Annotated in this window: 13 protein-coding genes and 3 pseudogenes; 3 read left to right on the plus strand and 13 right to left on the minus strand. The window is 69.6% G+C overall.

Annotated features, from left to right (window positions below; genetic code table 11):
- Positions 1-64: 64 nt before the first annotated feature.
- Together AQ610_RS09015 and cydX are read right to left on the minus strand one after the other, a co-directional pair.
- Positions 65-685 carry a P-loop nucleotide/nucleoside kinase family protein gene (locus AQ610_RS09015; RefSeq protein ID WP_009912221.1) on the minus strand — a complete coding sequence of 207 codons (621 nt, stop codon included), beginning with the start codon at positions 683-685 and terminating at the stop codon, positions 65-67.
- Positions 682-843 carry a cytochrome bd-I oxidase subunit CydX gene (gene cydX, locus AQ610_RS09020; RefSeq protein ID WP_041861851.1) on the minus strand — a complete coding sequence of 54 codons (162 nt, stop codon included), beginning with the start codon at positions 841-843 and terminating at the stop codon, positions 682-684. Before cydX ends, AQ610_RS09015 begins: the two co-directional genes overlap by 4 nt.
- A 199-nt stretch (positions 844-1,042) precedes the next feature.
- On the opposite strand from cydX, the gene corA reads away from it, so the two are divergent.
- Positions 1,043-2,020 (plus strand): magnesium/cobalt transporter CorA, encoded by a 978-nt coding sequence (gene corA, locus AQ610_RS09025; protein WP_006026871.1) that lies wholly within the window; start codon positions 1,043-1,045, stop codon positions 2,018-2,020.
- Between the two features lie 7 nt (positions 2,021-2,027).
- Here the strand turns inward: corA and AQ610_RS09030 are convergent, their stop codons facing one another.
- A complete protein-coding gene (locus AQ610_RS09030) occupies positions 2,028-2,318 on the minus strand; it encodes a YciI-like protein (protein ID WP_006026870.1) in 291 nt (96 codons plus the stop codon).
- A 386-nt stretch (positions 2,319-2,704) separates the two neighbouring features.
- Here AQ610_RS09030 and AQ610_RS09035 point away from each other — a divergent pair, with 386 nt between their 5' ends.
- Positions 2,705-3,145 carry a hypothetical protein gene (locus AQ610_RS09035; RefSeq protein WP_009912225.1) on the plus strand — a complete coding sequence of 147 codons (441 nt, stop codon included), beginning with the start codon at positions 2,705-2,707 and terminating at the stop codon, positions 3,143-3,145.
- Positions 3,146-3,174: 29 nt separating this feature from the next.
- Here the strand turns inward: AQ610_RS09035 and AQ610_RS38090 are convergent.
- The 5 genes and pseudogenes from AQ610_RS38090 to AQ610_RS33080 form a co-directional block, all read right to left on the minus strand.
- Positions 3,175-3,407 (minus strand): annotated as a pseudogene (locus AQ610_RS38090) (hypothetical protein).
- Between the two features lie 202 nt (positions 3,408-3,609).
- Positions 3,610-3,903 carry a hypothetical protein gene (locus tag AQ610_RS36795; RefSeq protein ID WP_015601242.1) on the minus strand — a complete coding sequence of 98 codons (294 nt, stop codon included), beginning with the start codon at positions 3,901-3,903 and terminating at the stop codon, positions 3,610-3,612.
- Positions 3,904-4,068: 165 nt separating this feature from the next.
- On the minus strand, positions 4,069-6,498 hold the full coding sequence (locus tag AQ610_RS09050) for a DUF3772 domain-containing protein (protein ID WP_006026866.1): 2,430 nt from the start codon (positions 6,496-6,498) through the stop codon (positions 4,069-4,071).
- Between the two features lie 165 nt (positions 6,499-6,663).
- A pseudogene (locus tag AQ610_RS09055) lies at positions 6,664-7,041 on the minus strand (4Fe-4S binding protein); the annotation flags it as partial.
- A pseudogene (locus AQ610_RS33080) lies at positions 7,034-7,279 on the minus strand (ATP-binding cassette domain-containing protein); the annotation flags it as partial. The pseudogenes AQ610_RS33080 and AQ610_RS09055, both read right to left, overlap by 8 nt.
- A 269-nt stretch (positions 7,280-7,548) precedes the next feature.
- Between AQ610_RS33080 and AQ610_RS09060 the strand changes: the two are divergent.
- The gene (locus AQ610_RS09060) at positions 7,549-9,252 is read left to right on the plus strand and encodes a dihydroxyacetone kinase family protein (RefSeq protein WP_006026864.1); all 1,704 of its coding nucleotides are present in this window, start codon (positions 7,549-7,551) and stop codon (positions 9,250-9,252) included.
- A 130-nt stretch (positions 9,253-9,382) separates the two neighbouring features.
- Here AQ610_RS09060 and AQ610_RS09065 read toward each other — a convergent pair whose 3' ends face one another.
- The 5 genes from AQ610_RS09065 to AQ610_RS09085 form a co-directional block, all read right to left on the minus strand.
- Complete coding sequence (locus AQ610_RS09065) at positions 9,383-10,414, minus strand: aromatic ring-hydroxylating oxygenase subunit alpha (RefSeq protein WP_009912240.1); 1,032 nt, start codon at positions 10,412-10,414, stop codon at positions 9,383-9,385.
- Positions 10,414-11,421: a Rieske 2Fe-2S domain-containing protein gene (locus tag AQ610_RS09070; protein WP_043282692.1), complete on the minus strand. Its 1,008-nt coding sequence runs from the start codon at positions 11,419-11,421 to the stop codon at positions 10,414-10,416. Before AQ610_RS09070 ends, AQ610_RS09065 begins: the two co-directional genes overlap by 1 nt.
- Positions 11,422-11,430: 9 nt before the next feature.
- Positions 11,431-12,774, minus strand: coding sequence for a cation:proton antiporter (locus AQ610_RS09075; RefSeq protein ID WP_006026861.1), 1,344 nt, complete (start codon positions 12,772-12,774; stop codon positions 11,431-11,433).
- A 143-nt stretch (positions 12,775-12,917) separates the two neighbouring features.
- Positions 12,918-14,360, minus strand: a complete 1,443-nt coding sequence (locus tag AQ610_RS09080) for an NAD(P)/FAD-dependent oxidoreductase (RefSeq protein WP_009912243.1) — start codon at positions 14,358-14,360, stop codon at positions 12,918-12,920.
- Positions 14,361-14,498: 138 nt separating this feature from the next.
- Positions 14,499-15,197, minus strand: coding sequence for a hypothetical protein (locus tag AQ610_RS09085; RefSeq protein WP_009912245.1), 699 nt, complete (start codon positions 15,195-15,197; stop codon positions 14,499-14,501).
- Positions 15,198-15,267 lie beyond the last annotated feature (70 nt).

Genomic DNA, 15,267 nt, shown 5'->3' on the forward strand with positions numbered 1-15,267 from the left:
GAACCAAAAAAACGCCGGGTGGCCCGATGGGCGTCCGGCGTTTTTTCATGCATGCGGCGCCGCGTCAGGCGGGCAGCGGCGGCACCGTCGACGCGACGCGCGCGGGCGGCGGCGCGATGTGATCGAGGAGCGCTTCGACATCGGCATCCGACGGCGCGGTGTTGTCGAACATCAGCAGGCCCTCGCATTGCTCGCCTGTCGGGATGAAGCGGCGTTGCCGGTATTCTTCCCAGTGCGCGAGCTTGTATGCGTCGTTCGGATTGCCGCGCGCGACGATCCGCGCATGCGCGGTGTCCTCCGACGTGTGGACCCAGACGATCCGCAGCTCGACGTTGGGTCCGATGCCGAGCCACGCGCGATCGAACAGACGCCGGTCGCGCACCTCGCGCGACAGCGGTCCGACGACGATCGCGCTGATGCCGAGCTCAAGGTTCTCGCGCGCGGTGTCGAGCAGCCCCTGGTATTCGGGATCGCGCAGATGCTTCAGATAGAGCGGGCTGTCGCGATCGTTCGGGTCGTGCGTGAGCGCGCCCATCGCGGCCGAGCTGTAGCGGCCGTACAACGTGTCCTTGTCGAGCAGGCAGAACGCTTCGCCCGTCGTCTTCATCAGCGGCCGGATCAGCCGCTTCGCGAGCGTCGTCTTGCCGGTGCCCGCATGGCCGCAGAAAAACACCAGATACGTCACGAACGTGGGTCCTCCGGCGGTGCGGCGGGCCCGTGCGCGTCATGCGCGTCGCCGGCGGCGCCCGTCGGGAAATTGCCGTTCGCTTCGAGCCACATCGCGTTGATGATGCCGAAGCCGAGCGCGACGCCGATGCCGAGAATCCACGAGAAGTACCACATCGCTGTCTCCTTGACGGTCAGGACGGCCGCGCGGGCCGCCGGGCGATTCGAGGGAGCGCCGCCCGCGAGCGCGGCCGGCGACGAGTGCACGACGTCGATCATGACCAATATCGGCGGGCCGCGCAAGCGAACCGCGGCCGCCGGCGCGCGCGGGAGCGGCTAAACTGTGCGCCGGAATGGCTTCGAAACACGTTACTGCATGCTGATCAACTGCGCTGCATATCAGGACGGCCGCAAAGTGGCCGATATCGACATCGACGACATCGGCGACTACGTCGCCAGGCCCGAGTGCTTCGTCTGGGTCGCGCTGAAGGACCCCGAGCCGGACGAGATCGAACGGATGGGCGAGGAGTTCGGCCTGCACGAGCTCGCGCTCGAGGACGCGCGCAAGGGCCACCAGCGCCCGAAGATCGAGGAGTACGGCGATTCGCTGTTCGCCGTGCTGCATACGGTCGAGATCGACCGGCGGGGCGAGCTCCAGCTCGGCGAGCTGAACGTGTTCGTCGGGCCGAACTACGTGCTGTCGATCCGCAATCACAGCGAGCAGGACTTCCGCGCGGTGCGCGCGCGCTGCGAACGCGAGCCGCATCTGCTGAAGGAGGGCTCGGCGTTCGTGTTCTATGCGCTGATGGACCAGGTCGTCGACCGCTATTTCCCGACGCTCGAGGCGCTCGGCGCCGAGCTGGAGGCGCTCGAGGACCGGATCTTCGAGAAGACGGGCACGGCCGCCGCCCGCGCGCTGATCGAGGATCTGTACACGCTCAAGCGCCAGCTCGTGATGCTGCACCAGCACACGGCGCCCCTCGTCGAGCCGCTCGCGAAGCTTGTCGGCGGGCGGATTCCGCAGGTCTGCGCGGGAATGGACCATTATTTCCGCGACGTCTACGACCATCTGCTGCGGATCGTGCGGACGATCGAAGGGCGGCGCGAGATGCTCGTCACCGCGATCCAGGTGAACCTCGGGATGATCTCGCTCGCGGAAAGCGAAGTGACGAAGCGGCTCGGCTCGTTCGCCGCGCTGTTCGCGATCCCGACGATGATCGCCGGGATCTACGGGATGAACTTCAACAACATACCGGAGCTGCACTGGCGCTTCGGCTTTTACGTGTGCCTCGGCGTGATGGCGGCCGCCGACCTGTTCCTGTGGCGGCGCTTCAGGAAGGCCGGCTGGCTGTGAGCCGCATTCACGCGGGCGCGGCGAGCTTGCCGATGACGACCGTCCACGGCCGCACCCGCCAGCGCTTGACGAGGCCGTTCGCGACGTAAGGATCGGCTTGCGCGAACGCTTCGGCGACGGCGGGCGACGGCGCGTCGAACACGAGCACCGCTTCGTCGGCCGGGTCGGCGAGCGCGCCCGCGAGCAGCAGCTCGCCGCGGGCGGTCGCGGCCTTCGCGAGCGCGAGATGATCGGCGCGGTAGGCGCCGCGCCGATCGAGATAACCGTCGACGAGTTCGTAGGTCAGCAGGTAGTACATGAAATGCTCCTCATGCGATGGGGCGTGCCGGTCCGCCGCGGCGAACCGGCGCCGGTTGACGGGCAACGGCTAGTATAGGCCGGGCCCCGCGGGCGCCGCTTCGTGTAACAAGCGGCCGCGTTCGCCGGCCCCGCATCGTCGGCGCGACCGCTCGCGCCCGCCGCTTGGGCGCGTGCGGCGGGCCCTCGGGCGTCGGGTCGCGCCGCCGGCGCGGCTTTTGCCGCGCGGCGCGGCGAACACGCCGTTACAAATCGATACGGATCGCGGCCCGCGCACGCGTCAGACTGGCGCGCGAAACGCATGCGCAATGGCGTTGGCGAAACGCGCGGCGCGCGTGCGCCGCCCCGCGCCGGATGATGCGAAACTATGCGAAACCACACGAACCGATGAAGCTCCGAACACTGTTGCTGCTGGGAATGTCGTTAGCGATGCTTGCCGCCTGCGGCTGGTTCCATGCCGGCCCCGGCGCGCGCGACATCGACGCTGCCGTGCGCCGCGCGCTCGACGCCGAGAATCGCGGGCCGCTCAATACGATGCTCGGCCAGCCGCTGCCCGTGGCGGCCGACGTCGCGTCGGTGAAGCCCGTCGGCGATTGCACGAAGGTCGCCGAGCGCGCGTATTCGTGCAACGTCGCGATCGCGTGGCACGACGGGCAGCCGAGCGACGGTGACGCGTCGCTGCGCGCGACGCTCACATTCACCGAAGACAGCGACGGCGCATGGCAGACGTCGCACGTCGATGCGGCGCTCGCCGCGGGCGCGGCGAAGTCGCTGATCGACCGGATCAGCGGCGCGGTTGCGGCAAGCGGTGCGTCGCAGGCGCAGTGAGCCGGGCCTGCGCGCGGCCCGACACGTCGTCAGTGATGCGCGTACGTCCGTGGCGCACGCACGGCGCGCGTATGCCGCGCATGATGCGCGCGGTGCTTGCGAAGGTGCGTCGTCTTCGCGGCGCGGCATGCATGTCGCTCGACTGGCCCGACAAGCCCGACTGGCCTTCGCCGAATCGATAGGTTTGCGACGTTTGCGCGCGAGCGGCCGTCGTCAACGCGAATGCGGCGCACGCGGCCGCGATGAAGATCGAAAGCTTCACGTATGGGCTCCTCTGTCCAAATGGGGCGCACGAGCATAGCGCGATTGCAGTGCGCCGACCTTTCCGCCGGCTTGCGTCGAACGATGCTTGACGATCGTTCGGCGCATTCGATTCCGGCGTGGCGCGCGCCCCGGCATGCGTGCCGGACGCCTTTCGACGCATGCGGCCGTCGCCGGGGATCGACGCGCGGCGACGGCGTCAGTCAGTATGGGCGATTGTCGTCGCCGCGCCGGTCGTCGCGCCAGCGGCCGCCGTCGCGCCGGTCGCCGTCACGGTAGCCGCCGCGATCGTCGCGCCGGTCGTCGTCGCGACGATAGTATTGCGGCGGATGCGCGCGCTCCCATTCGTCGCGCTCCCAGTAGCGGTGGCCGTCCCAATAGCGCTCGCCATGCCAGCCGATGCCGACGTCCACGCCGACGGCGGGCTCCGTCGGATACACCGCACAGCCCGAGAGCAGCGCGCTCGCGACGAGCGGCAGAATCATCAGTTTTTTCATGGTCGCGCCATCCATTGAAGCGGGTTCGTGGTTCCCATCATAGAAAGCCGGCGAATTCCCGCGTGTAATGGATTGCAACGCGATATGACGTGGGCCCGCGGAGTGAACGGACATTCGCGCACGGCCGCATCCGCATCGGTCCACGCCGATCCGCGCCGGCTCGCGTCATTCGCTCGGCGGCGGCAGGTTCTGCACCATCAGCGTCTGCGGATTCGACAGCGGAATGCCCGCCGCGCGCAGCCGCTTGAGGATCTCGAACAGCAGGTCACTCTTCGTCGCCGCCGTGATTCGCGGACTGCCGACGTAGCCCGTCACGCTGAGCGTGATCCCGTCCGGCGTCAACTGGCTGAACGTGACGGACGGCGCGGGCTTCTCGAGGATCGACGCATGCTCGCGGTACGCGTCGAGCAGCAGGTCGCGCACCTGCTCGGGATCGGTGTTGAGCGCAAACGTGAGCATCAGCGTCGCGACGCCCTGCGTGCTGTTGCCCATCGTCACGTTGCGCAGGTTCTGCGAGATCAACTGCGAGTTCGGCACGATCACCATCGAGCGGTCGGACAACTGGATCTCGGTCGCGCGCACGTTGATCCGGCGGATGTCGCCCTCGACGCCCGAGATGCTGATCATGTCGCCGACCTTCACCGGCCGCTCGGTGAGCAGGATCAGCCCGGACACGAAGTTCTTCACGATCTCCTGCAGACCGAAGCCGATGCCCACCGACAGCGCGCTCACGATCCACGCGAGGTTGTCCCATTTGACGCCGAGCAGCGACAGCGCGAGCAGCACGATCGCGACGTAGCCGAGATTGCTGAACAGCGTGATGAGCGACGCGCGCATGCCTTGATCCATGCCGACCGCGGGCAGCAGCTCGTTGTCGAGCCAGCGTCGCACCGAGCGCAGCAGGTAGATGCCGATCGCGAGCGCGAGCGCCGCGTTCAGGATGCGGTCGGGCACGATGTTCAGACGCTGCAGGCGCTCGCCGCCGAACATCGAGATCACGCTCACGAGCAGGTCGTTCGGCGTCGTTCCGAAGCCGCCCGTCAGCAGCGCGACGACGGCGACGAGCAGCAGCACGCTCGTGCTGATTCCGGTCAGCACGGTTCTCGCCTGATCGAGGTGGCCGTCGTTCAGCCCGAACAGATTCTTGATCAGCCTGCCGCTCGACAGGTTCGCGGAGAACGCGCTCGCGTACGCGTCGCGGGTGAGGCGGGTCAGCAGATACGCGCTGCCGAGCACGATCTCGAACCAGACGAGCTCGTAGGTGAGGAAGCGGGCGACCGAGATGTAGCCGACGAGGAGCGCGACGAGCGCCGCGACGACGGTCAGCGTGACGCCCGCGTGGATCAGCCCCGCGAGCGTCGAGCGGGCCTCGGGCGGCTCGCCCGCGGCCGCGAGCGCGGTGCGCGCGCGGTTCGCGCGCAGCAGCGATGCGCCGATCGTCACGACGACGACGAGCGACACGATCCCGCGCCCGAACAGCGTGACCTGCAGGCTCGTGTCGGCGGTTCGGTTCAGCTCCTCGAGCGCACCCGCGACGAGCAGCAGCGCCGCGAGGATCGCCGGGAACGGCCGCATCGCGAGCGCGACTTCGTCGGCGAGCGCGGGCAGCCGCCAGCTCGGGTGGCGCGTGCACAGCAGCGCGCGGCCGAGGCCCGCGATCAGCGCGCAGGTCAGCGCGAGCTTCGCGAGTTCGTCGGCGAAATCCTGCAGCGCGCTCGTCAGCACGACGTCGCGCGTGAGCGCGAGGTAGACGAACTGCACCGCGATGCCCGTCGTCACGATGCTCGACACCGCGATCGACGTCGCGAGCGCGCTGCGCCGCACGCGGGTCTCCGGCAGCTTCGTCAGGCTGAACCACGCGAGCGCGCGCTCGGCGAGCCGCCCGCCGAGCGTCCACACGGCGAGCGCGGCGGCGAGCAGCAGCGCGGTGCCGAGCCGGCGGCCCGGCTCCCATGCCGCGCTCAGCACTTGCCCGATCTGCGCGCTGAACGCGTCGAGCTCCTGCTGGTCGTCGTCCGACGGATGAACGAGCGGCGCCCAGAATTGCGCGCCGAGAATGCTGCCCGAGCGCAGCACGAGCTGGTCGCGCAGCAGGCTGCGGCGCAGCTTCGAGTATTGCTGCATCAGGTTCGCGAGGCTTTCCTTTTCGTCGGCGGCCTGTTTCAGCGCGGCGTCGAACTGCGTCTTGCGCGCATTCAGATCCGCGCGCTGACGCGCGACGGCGGCCGTCTCGGGCGCCGCGCCCGGCGCGGGCGGCGGCCCGAGCACGTCGAGCTGCGCCTGAAGCTGCGCGCGCGTGGGCACGAGCGCGGCCGTCAGCTTGTCGACGTCGGCCGCAAGCGCCTGCGTCGATTCGTCGAGCGCGTCCAGTTGCTTGTAGGTCGTCGCGGCCGACGCCTGCTGCTTGATCCGGTCGAGCGCGGCCTGCACGCGCTTGAGCTCGGCGAGCGCCTCGTCGCGCGAGATCGTCGGCGCGGGCGGCACGGCGGCGCCCGATGCGAGGTCGGCCGCCGCCGCCGCGGGCAGCGCCGCACAGAAAAGATGCAATAGGCCAATCAGCGCGACGCGGCGCGCAAATGTCGCAAGATGAATCATCGGGAAACCTTACAGATCGGTTGCGCGAACGGACAACCGGATTGCGTCGTAGATTGCCACGGTTTTTCGGCTTGCGGATTGCCGACGACAATCCGAAACAATTGAAAGGAAAACGAAATATTTTTGCCGGCCGCGCCGGACCTTTGCGCGCTGGCGCGCCGCGCGTCAGACCCGCTCGATCGGAATGTACCGTCCATCCTTGCCGACGGGCGTGAGCGGCAGGCTGGCCTTTTCGCGGCGCTTGCGTTCCTTCGACAGCGGCGGGCAACTGTGCTCGTCGTAGTACATGACCATGCAGTCGAGGCAGAGCAGGCACTCCATCGGGTCGATCCGGCCGGCCGTGTCGATCGCCTGCGAGCCGCAGCCGACCGCGCACGCATGGCAGCTCGTGCATTCGGGCTTGCGTCGCAGCTTGAGCAGCCGCAAGCGCCCGGGCAGCGCGAGGCTCGCGCCGAGCGGGCACCGGTACTTGCAGAACGGCCGCTCGACGAAGATCGACGCGCCGACGACGGCCGTCCAGAACAGCACGAACGGCCACGAGCGGCGCGCACGCGGCCGCGTCGGCGCCTTTCAGGCGCGCGAAGAAGCGCAGCGTCTCGAGCCCGGTCAGGTTGTCGTACAGCACGACGTTTTCCGGCAGATAGCCGAGCGTGCGCCGGACGGCGCGGAACCGCGGGTCGCGGGCCGACACGCCGTCGATCCGCACGTCGCCCGCGTCGGCGGCGAGAAGGCCGAGCATCAGTTGGAACAGCGTGCTCTTGCCCGCGCCGTTGCGGCCGATGTCCGCCCGCTGGCAGGCTGCGACGCGATGCACGAGCGCGCGCCGTTTGCGAGCGAAAGCGGGGACCGCCGCGAACGCACCGTGAACCGGTCCCGATGGCACAATGCACGGCAGCGTGCCGGCCGTGCCGGTCGGCAACGAAGAGGAGGCTCGCGCACGAAGCGGATGCTCCGCATGCGCCGAATCGCACGCCGAATCGCACGCCGAATCGCACGCGCCCGCTGTCGTGACGAGCCGCCGCCCTCACTCACAGTCAGGAAATCGCCGCCATGAAAAAGCTCGTCAACCACCCGTCCGATGTCGTGCGCGAAATGCTGGAGGGCATCGCGCGGCAGTCGCCGCACGTCGCCATTCTCGGCGACGAACACGTGCTGATCCGGCGGCCCTTGCCGGAGCCGGCGCAGCGCCCGGTCGCGGTCATTTCCGGCGGCGGCAGCGGCCACGAACCGGCGCACGGCGGCTACGTCGGCGCGGGGATGCTGAGCGCGGCGGTGTGCGGCGAAGTCTTCACGTCGCCGTCCACCGACGCCGTGCTCGCCGCGATTCGCGCGACGGCGGGCCCGAACGGCGCGCTCCTCATCGTGAAGAACTACACGGGCGATCGCCTCAATTTCGGTCTCGCGGCCGAGCTCGCGCGCGCGGAGGGCATCCCGGTCGAGATCGTCGTCGTCGCGGACGACGTGTCGCTGCGCGAACTCACCGGGCGCGGGCGGCGCCGCGGCATCGCCGGCACCGTGCTCGTGCACAAGCTCGCCGGCGCGGCCGCCGAGCGCGGCCTGACGCTGCCGCAGGTGGCCGCCGTCGCGAACGAGGCGGCGGCGAACCTGGGCACGATGGGCGTCGCGCTCGACGGCTGCACGATTCCGGGCGTCGAACAATCCGGCTTCAGCCTCGCCGATGACGAAATCGAGCTCGGTTTGGGCATCCACGGCGAAAAGGGCGTGCGGCGCACGGCGCCGATGCCCGCAAACGCGCTGGCGGAAACGCTCGTGGCGACGATCGTCGACGATCAGCCCGTCGCGCGCGGCGACCGCGTCGCGCTGCTCGTGAACGGGCTCGGCGCGACGCCGGACATGGAGCTCGGCATCGTGCTGCGCGCGGCCTACGACAGCCTGAGCCGGCGCGGCGTCGAGGTGGCGCGCGCGTGGGCGGGCACGTTCCTGTCCGCGCTCGACATGCCCGGCTGCTCGATTTCGCTGCTCAAGCTGAGCGACGGCATGCTCGCGCTGCTCGACGCGCCGACGCAGGCGCGAGCGTGGCCCGGCGGCGGCGCGGTGAACCGGGACATTCGCGTGGCCGCGGCCGAACCCGGCCCGGGCGACCGGCTGCCGGAATGGGCGACGGGCGGCGCGGCGAGTGCCGACGGGCTGCGGCCCGCGTTGCATGCGGTCGCGGCCGCGCTGATCGACAGCGAGCCGGTGTTGACCGAACTCGATTCCATCGCCGGCGACGGCGATCTGGGCGCGAGCATGCGGCGCGCGGCGAACGCGATTCTCGCGCTGCCCGCCGATGCGTATCGGGGGCCGGCCGTGCTGCTCGCCGCGCTCGGCGCCGCGCTGCGCCGGGCGATCGCGGGCAGTTCCGGGCCGTTTTACGCGACGGCGCTCGTGCGGGCGGCCCGCCGGCTCGCCGACGCGCCGGCGCCGAGCGCGCGCGACTGGGCGGGCGCGTTCCGCAGCGGCGTCGACGCGATCGGCGATCTGGGCGGCGCGAAGCCCGGGGACCGCACGATGCTCGATGCATTGGTGCCTGCCGTCGATGTGCTCGAACGCGAGCTGTCGGCCGGCAGGCGCGCGAGCGATGCGTGGGCGGCGGCCGTGCGCGCCGCGGAAGAGGGCGCGGCAAAAACCGCGGGCATGACGCCGCGCGCGGGACGCGCGAGCTACCTGGGCGCGCGCGCCGTGGGATCGCCCGACGGCGGCGCGGTCGCCGTGGCGTGCTGGTTGCGCGCGTTGCAGCCGCACGTCGCGTAGCGGCGAATCGCGTGCTGCCCGGGGGCGCGCGCCGTCGCCCGCGTCGCCGATCGAGGCCGGTCGGGCGATCCGGCGCGCCCGGCCCTTCCGGCGGCGAGCGCAAGCCCGTCGTTAGCGTGAACAGACCCTTCTATGGGGACGGCATGCCGAGGATGCCGCGCGCATCCCGGCCGGGGAGCGCATCGGCGGCGTAAGAGAAATCGCCGTCGAGCTGCCGCTGGGCGAGCTGCCGCAACAGGAGCCGGTAGCGCAGGCCCGCGCGGTCGAAGCGCGAAAACAGGTCGCGGCGCTCGCCGGCTTCCTGGTAGCGGCCGTTCTGCGGGCCGACCATCCGGTTGTCCTGCGGCGCGACGACGTAAGGCGTCAACGGCATCAGCACGCGCAGCGGCCAGGGCGTGGACGTCGCGTTCAGCGCGAAGCTGAGCCGGCACCGGTCGCGCGACTCCGGCAGGCACGGGTGGAACAGCGGCAGGTCGATGCCCGGCGTATAGCGGCCGTACGCGAGCGCGACCGAGCTGCGCACGTGCACGTGAATCACCGCGTGAACGTCCTGATGCTTCGCGCGCACGCCGCCGAACCAGCGCATGATCGGCGCGACCGACTTGTGCGTGCAGCGCCGGATCATCGTCACCGTCTCGGACGTGAACTGCACGTCGATCCGGTCCTCGTCGGAACGCTCGTTGCCGAGCACGTTCGCATGCAGGAAGTCCGCATGCGTCAGGTCCAGCAGATTTTCGACGAGGAGGGGCGAGCAGCAGTCGAGCCGGACATTGCCCTGCATGTGCGGAGGCAGCCCGCCGTCGCGCGGCAGAAACGGCACGTCGGGCACGAGCGCGTCGCTCGCGTCGCCGGGGTCTCCGTACCAGATCCACACGTAGCCGTATCGCTCGAGCACCGGATAGTCGTCGGCGTCGGCCGGCGAATCGGACGCCGGGCGTCGCGCGGCCGGCAGGTCGGGGTGCCGCCGCGATGCGTGAATGCGTCCGCCCGCGCGCCACAGAAAGCACGGTTGCGAGTGGAGCCGCCAGCGCGATGCGCGCGCGCCGACTTCGAACGCGTGGGCGAGCGGAAACCATGCGTTGCGCAGGCGAATCCCGCCGGGCACCCAGTCGTCGCTCGGGCGGCTTGCCGCCTCGATATCTTCGTTGTCGACGGTCAGCATCATCCTTTCCTCGCACACGGTAATCGATCGGGCCCGCGCGCGGCGGCGGCACCCGCAGACCGCGAGTACGGGCCGAGCCAGGCGCGCGAGCAGGTCACGTCGAGCCTCGACAGCGCGCGTGCGTCGATCTGCTCGCGCATCGCGAACGGCGCGCGGCGCAGCCGCGCCCACAGGCGCAGCAGCGTGGCGTCGGCGCCGCTCGCGTCAGCCGCGATGCCGCCGCGCCACATGACGTTCGTCGCGCCGCGCGCCGCGGGAACGACGGCGATCGACGCCCACAGCGCCGTCTCGCCGTCGCGCGTGTCGAGCTCGACCGACGCGAGCGCATCGTCGCGCGGCGGCGCGAGCCGCAGCGTCCACGGATAATGCGCGCCGAACCGGTGATTGTGCGCGCGCGCCGCCCACGTGACGCCGCGCTCCATCTCGATGCGGCCGCCGCGCGGTTCGGGGTCCGCGATCACGTAATCCGTGATGCGCAGGCCGGCGATGCGCATCAGCAGATGCGGGCCGTCGGCCAGCGCGGCGACATACTCGTCGCATCCGACGGCGACCGCCGCGCAACCCGCGAACCGCTGCGCGCAACGCGACGCGGGCGCGGGGGGCGCGGCCGGCTTTCGCGTGTCGGCGCCGTGGGCCGCGCGGCCCCACACGTAGCCGTCGCGCTCGAACGTTTCGTAGGCGCGCACCGCATAGTGCGGCGGCACCGGCTCGCCTTGCGACAGATTCGGGATCGCGACGCATGCGCCTGACGCGCCGTCGTAGATCCAGCCGTGATAGCCGCACTGCAGTCGGCCGTCGGGCGTCACGCGGCCGAGCGACAACGGCGCGCGGCGATGCGCGCAGCGATCCTCCATCGCGCGGGCGGCGCCCGATGCATCCCGATACAGCACGAGCGGCTGTCCCATGCAGACGACGCCGAGCGGCGCCCGGGCGCTCACCTGCTCGGACAGCGCGAGCGGCAGCCAGCGCGCGGCGGAATCGGAACGAAGCGTTGCGACGGTCTCCATCATGGGCGTTCATCGCGATGGCCGCGATGCCTCCGGCAAGTCGGGCAAGTTTGGCAAACGCGCGTCGTCGCCGAGCGCGCGCATCGGCGCGGCCCGCCGCGCCGGCGGCGCATCGGCGGCGGCCATGCGTCGCGCGAGAGGCGACTGCCGCTTCGCGAGCCGGTGGGTCGACATGGCGCTCAGCCAGGTCATCGTCAGCGTCGCGATCAGCAGGACCGTGTACAGCGAGACAGGAATGATCCTCAGTTGCAGGCCGATCGCGAGCACCATCAGCTCGACGGTGCCGCGGCAGTTCATCAGCACGCCGATCAGCGTCGCCTCGGTGCGATCGATCCCGCATAGCCGCGCGCCGGCGTAGCAGCCGCCGAATTTCGCCGCCACGCCGCCGATCAGGAACGCGACGAGCCACCCCCACGCCGCGCCGCCGTCGAGCGCGGAAAACGACGCGCGAAAGCCCATGCTGACGAAGAACAGCGGGATCAGGACGAGGTCGGCCAGCCCCGCGAAGCGCGCATCCCACCACTGCCGCAGATCGTCGCGGCCCGACAGGGCGACGGCCGCGACCAGGGCGCCGAACGCGCTGTGAAAGCCGAGCCGGGAGGCGGCCCACGACGACAGCAGCAGATAGCCGAGCGCGCAAATCAATGTCGCCGATCCGCTGCGGTCCCGGCGCGCGCGATCGAGCAGCCACAGGACGATCTTGCGCACGAGCGTGATCGACGCGACGAAGAACGCGACGAGCACGCCTAGCGCATGCAGCGTCGACGCAGGCGACAGGCCGGATGTCGCGATCGCGCCGACGGCGGCGAGAATCAGCCAGCCGAGCGCGTCGGTCAGCGTGGCCGCGAGTATCGACAGCGTCGCCGCCGGGCGATGCGCGATGCGCGCGTCGGCGACGATGCGCATCATGACGGGCAGCGCCGAAACGGACAGCGCGATGCCGCAGAACAGCACGTAGGCGAGCGGCGACGCCTGCGGCTGGAACGCGTGCGACGACGCGATCGCGATCACGCTGCCGGTTGCGAACGGCAACGCCATCCCGCAAGCCGCGACGACCGTCGCGACGAGCGCGGCGGAGCGTCTTTGCGGAATCGACCATGCGATGTGCGTGCCCGTCTGGAACATCAGGAAAACGAGCCCGAGCTCGCCGAGCCGGGAGAGGATCGCGGCCGATTCCTCGCCGGGCAGCACGCCGTGCCCCGCGGCGGCGAGCGCGCCGAACGCCGATGGGCCGAGCAGCAGCCCGGCGAGCAGCTCGCCCACGACGCGCCCTTGGCCGAGCCGCTGCGCGAGCGCGCCCAGCACGAATGCGACGACGATCACGACGCACAGTTGCAGTATCCAGTCCGCCATCTTGTCCCGGCTCCTCGCGTTTGGTGCATGCCGATGAGCGCGCCGTGCGCCGGCGCATCGGCCCGGTGCGCCGCGCGCAGGGTCGGGCCGCCGCGGCGGCGGCCGTTCGACGCATGCGCGCGGATTGCCGCCAAGCGCGCGGGCTACATCGCGGCGACGCGCTGCAGGCCGAGCCGGGGCCGGGTCGACACGTAAAGCCCGTCGAGCGCCATGTTCGCCGACAGGCAGGGCAGCCCCTCGATCGCATCGAAGAAGCGCGCGTTGTCCTCGGCTTCCGGGCTGCCGATCGCCGATGCGAGCGCCTCCTTGTTCTTGCGAAGCGCGAGGTTCTGATCGATGCGGCGGGACATTTCGCCCATCAGGTGCGACGTGGCCTGCTCGACGTCGGCGATGTCCTCGAGGCCGGAGACGAGATTCAGGAACGCGCGCCGGATGTCGCCCGCCTCGATCATGTAGTGGCTCAACTCGTCGGCCTTGCTGAAGTAGCCGAGCTTGCCGTGCGCCTCGTAGAACGTCTGCACGAACACGAGGAAGCGCAGATAGGCCTGCCGGTAGCTGTCGCGATAGTACGCGGCGGCTTCCCGCTCGGCCACCTCGCCGCGCAGGATGCTGGCGAGCGACGCGGCGGCGAGCATGCCGCTGTACATCGCGAGGTGCACGCCCGTGGACAGCAGCGGATCGAGAAAGCACGCGGCGTCGCCGGACAGGAAGTAGCCGTCCGCCGCGAACGAATCGCAGGTGTACGAATAATCCTGCTCGGTCCTGAGCGGCGTGACGAGGCGCGCGTGTTGCGTGAGCTTCGTCATCACCGGGCTCAGCGCGAGCGCCTGCTCGTAGACCTGCTCGAGCGAGCCGGCGCGCTTCGCCGCGAGGAACGCGTCGCGGTGCATGACGACGCCGACGCTCGTCGGGCGGTCGGCGAGCGGGATCGCCCACCACCAGCCGTCCGGAATCGAGCTGACGAGAATCGAGCCCGGCGCGCAATCGTCGGGCCAGCTCAAGCCTTCCCAGTAGCCCCACGCCGCGACGTTGCGGAAGATCTCGTGAAATTTGCGGTTGTTCAGGTAGCGGGTCGACATCAGCCCGTTGCGTCCGGATGCGTCGACGAGATAGTCGAACTCGACGGTCGCCGTCTCGCCGGAATCCTGCGCGACGCACAGCGCGGCGCACGGGCGGCCGTCGTCGAACAGGATCTCGCGCACGCTGACGCCTTCGTGCACCTGCGCGCCGACCGTGCGCGCATGCTGCAGCAGCAAGTGGTCGAATTCCTCGCGGCGCACCTGGTAGCTGTAGTGATAGGTGCCGCCCAGCTCGCCGAAATCGAGTTTCCAGGTCTCGCCTTTCCAGTTGAAGTACGCGCCGGGCTTGCGCTGGAAGCCGTGGCGGTCGAACGTGTCGCGCGCGCCCATCAGCGTGAGGATTTCGAGACACGACGGCAGCAGCGATTCGCCGATGTGATAGCGGGGGAACACCTCCTTGTCGACGAGCGTGACCTCAACGCCCTCGCGGGCGAGGAATGCCGCGCCGGTCGCGCCGGCCGGCCCGCCGCCGATGACGAGGACTTGTGTGCGATTCGGAAGACGCATGCTTGTTTCTCCTTGTATGGGGGACGTCATGACCGCGAGCGCGTGTGCTCCCCGGATCGGCGATTCGATTCGGAGCGCTTGACGATTCAGCCGGACTCCGGCCTCGCGAATCATGCCCGGGCGCTGCCCGGGGCCTCGTCAGTTGGCGAGCGCCAGTTTGTTGACCTCGTACTTGTAATCGAGGAACGCGATGAAGCTGCGGAAATGATCGTCGACGATCGACTGCGCGTCCGCGCGCTTGTCGGCCGACAGCGGCTCGTCGAAGAAGACCGATTCGTTGATCGAATGATCGAGTTCGCTGTCGATGTGCTCGGCGCCCAGATAGCGCAGCGTATTGCCCGTATCCGCTTCGTAGGCCGCCGCGAGCTTGCGCGACGTCGTGAAGAAGACTTTCGACGTCGCCTCGCCGGCCTCCATCGACGCCATCTTCAGCAGCGGACAGTTTCCGCACCGGCGCGCGCGCGACACGAGCGAATACATGTACTGGCGCACGGGGCTGCCGAGATCGGCCCAGATCACATTGATCGCGCTTTCGCAATCGAACGCGCGATTGTTCACGCCGAGCGTCTTGATGTCCGACACCATCATGTGCCAATGCTCGCTGTCGACGTCGACGTGATCGTTGATCGCGTTCTGCAATTCGTCTTCCGGCTTTTCGTAGTGGTAATACATGCGATTGATGTCGCGAAAGGTCATGGCCAGGTGAATCAACAGCGGCGACCAGACGCGCATCATTTCCTTGATTTGGGGAAGGGTGACCGCTTCGAGCTGCGGGAAGACCGGGTGGTCGAGAAGCGCGGCCTTTTTTCTATGAATTGTTTCGAGAATTTCCCTCATGACGCAAACTCCTGTGGTGAACGAGTCGCATTGTTGTGGGGGGATCGAGGCCGAAAATTTCGAGCGGATT

This window comes from Burkholderia humptydooensis (assembly GCF_001513745.1).
Classification (GTDB): Bacteria; Pseudomonadota; Gammaproteobacteria; order Burkholderiales; family Burkholderiaceae; genus Burkholderia; species Burkholderia humptydooensis.

What these genes read in the sequence shown, in the direction of transcription:
- AQ610_RS09085 (WP_009912245.1), bottom strand. Translation starts at nt 15,197, where the DNA reads ATGAGGGAAATTCTCGAAACAATTCATAGAAAAAAGGCCGCGCTTCTC.
- AQ610_RS36795 (WP_015601242.1), bottom strand. Translation starts at nt 3,903, where the DNA reads ATGAAAAAACTGATGATTCTGCCGCTCGTCGCGAGCGCGCTGCTCTCG.
- AQ610_RS09060 (WP_006026864.1), top strand. Translation starts at nt 7,549, where the DNA reads ATGAAAAAGCTCGTCAACCACCCGTCCGATGTCGTGCGCGAAATGCTG.
- AQ610_RS09070 (WP_043282692.1), bottom strand. Translation starts at nt 11,421, where the DNA reads ATGGAGACCGTCGCAACGCTTCGTTCCGATTCCGCCGCGCGCTGGCTG.
- AQ610_RS09065 (WP_009912240.1), bottom strand. Translation starts at nt 10,414, where the DNA reads ATGCTGACCGTCGACAACGAAGATATCGAGGCGGCAAGCCGCCCGAGC.
- cydX (WP_041861851.1), bottom strand. Translation starts at nt 843, where the DNA reads ATGTGGTACTTCTCGTGGATTCTCGGCATCGGCGTCGCGCTCGGCTTC.
- AQ610_RS09075 (WP_006026861.1), bottom strand. Translation starts at nt 12,774, where the DNA reads ATGGCGGACTGGATACTGCAACTGTGCGTCGTGATCGTCGTCGCATTC.
- AQ610_RS09080 (WP_009912243.1), bottom strand. Translation starts at nt 14,360, where the DNA reads ATGCGTCTTCCGAATCGCACACAAGTCCTCGTCATCGGCGGCGGGCCG.
- AQ610_RS09050 (WP_006026866.1), bottom strand. Translation starts at nt 6,498, where the DNA reads ATGATTCATCTTGCGACATTTGCGCGCCGCGTCGCGCTGATTGGCCTA.
- AQ610_RS09030 (WP_006026870.1), bottom strand. Translation starts at nt 2,318, where the DNA reads ATGTACTACCTGCTGACCTACGAACTCGTCGACGGTTATCTCGATCGG.
- AQ610_RS09035 (WP_009912225.1), top strand. Translation starts at nt 2,705, where the DNA reads ATGAAGCTCCGAACACTGTTGCTGCTGGGAATGTCGTTAGCGATGCTT.
- corA (WP_006026871.1), top strand. Translation starts at nt 1,043, where the DNA reads ATGCTGATCAACTGCGCTGCATATCAGGACGGCCGCAAAGTGGCCGAT.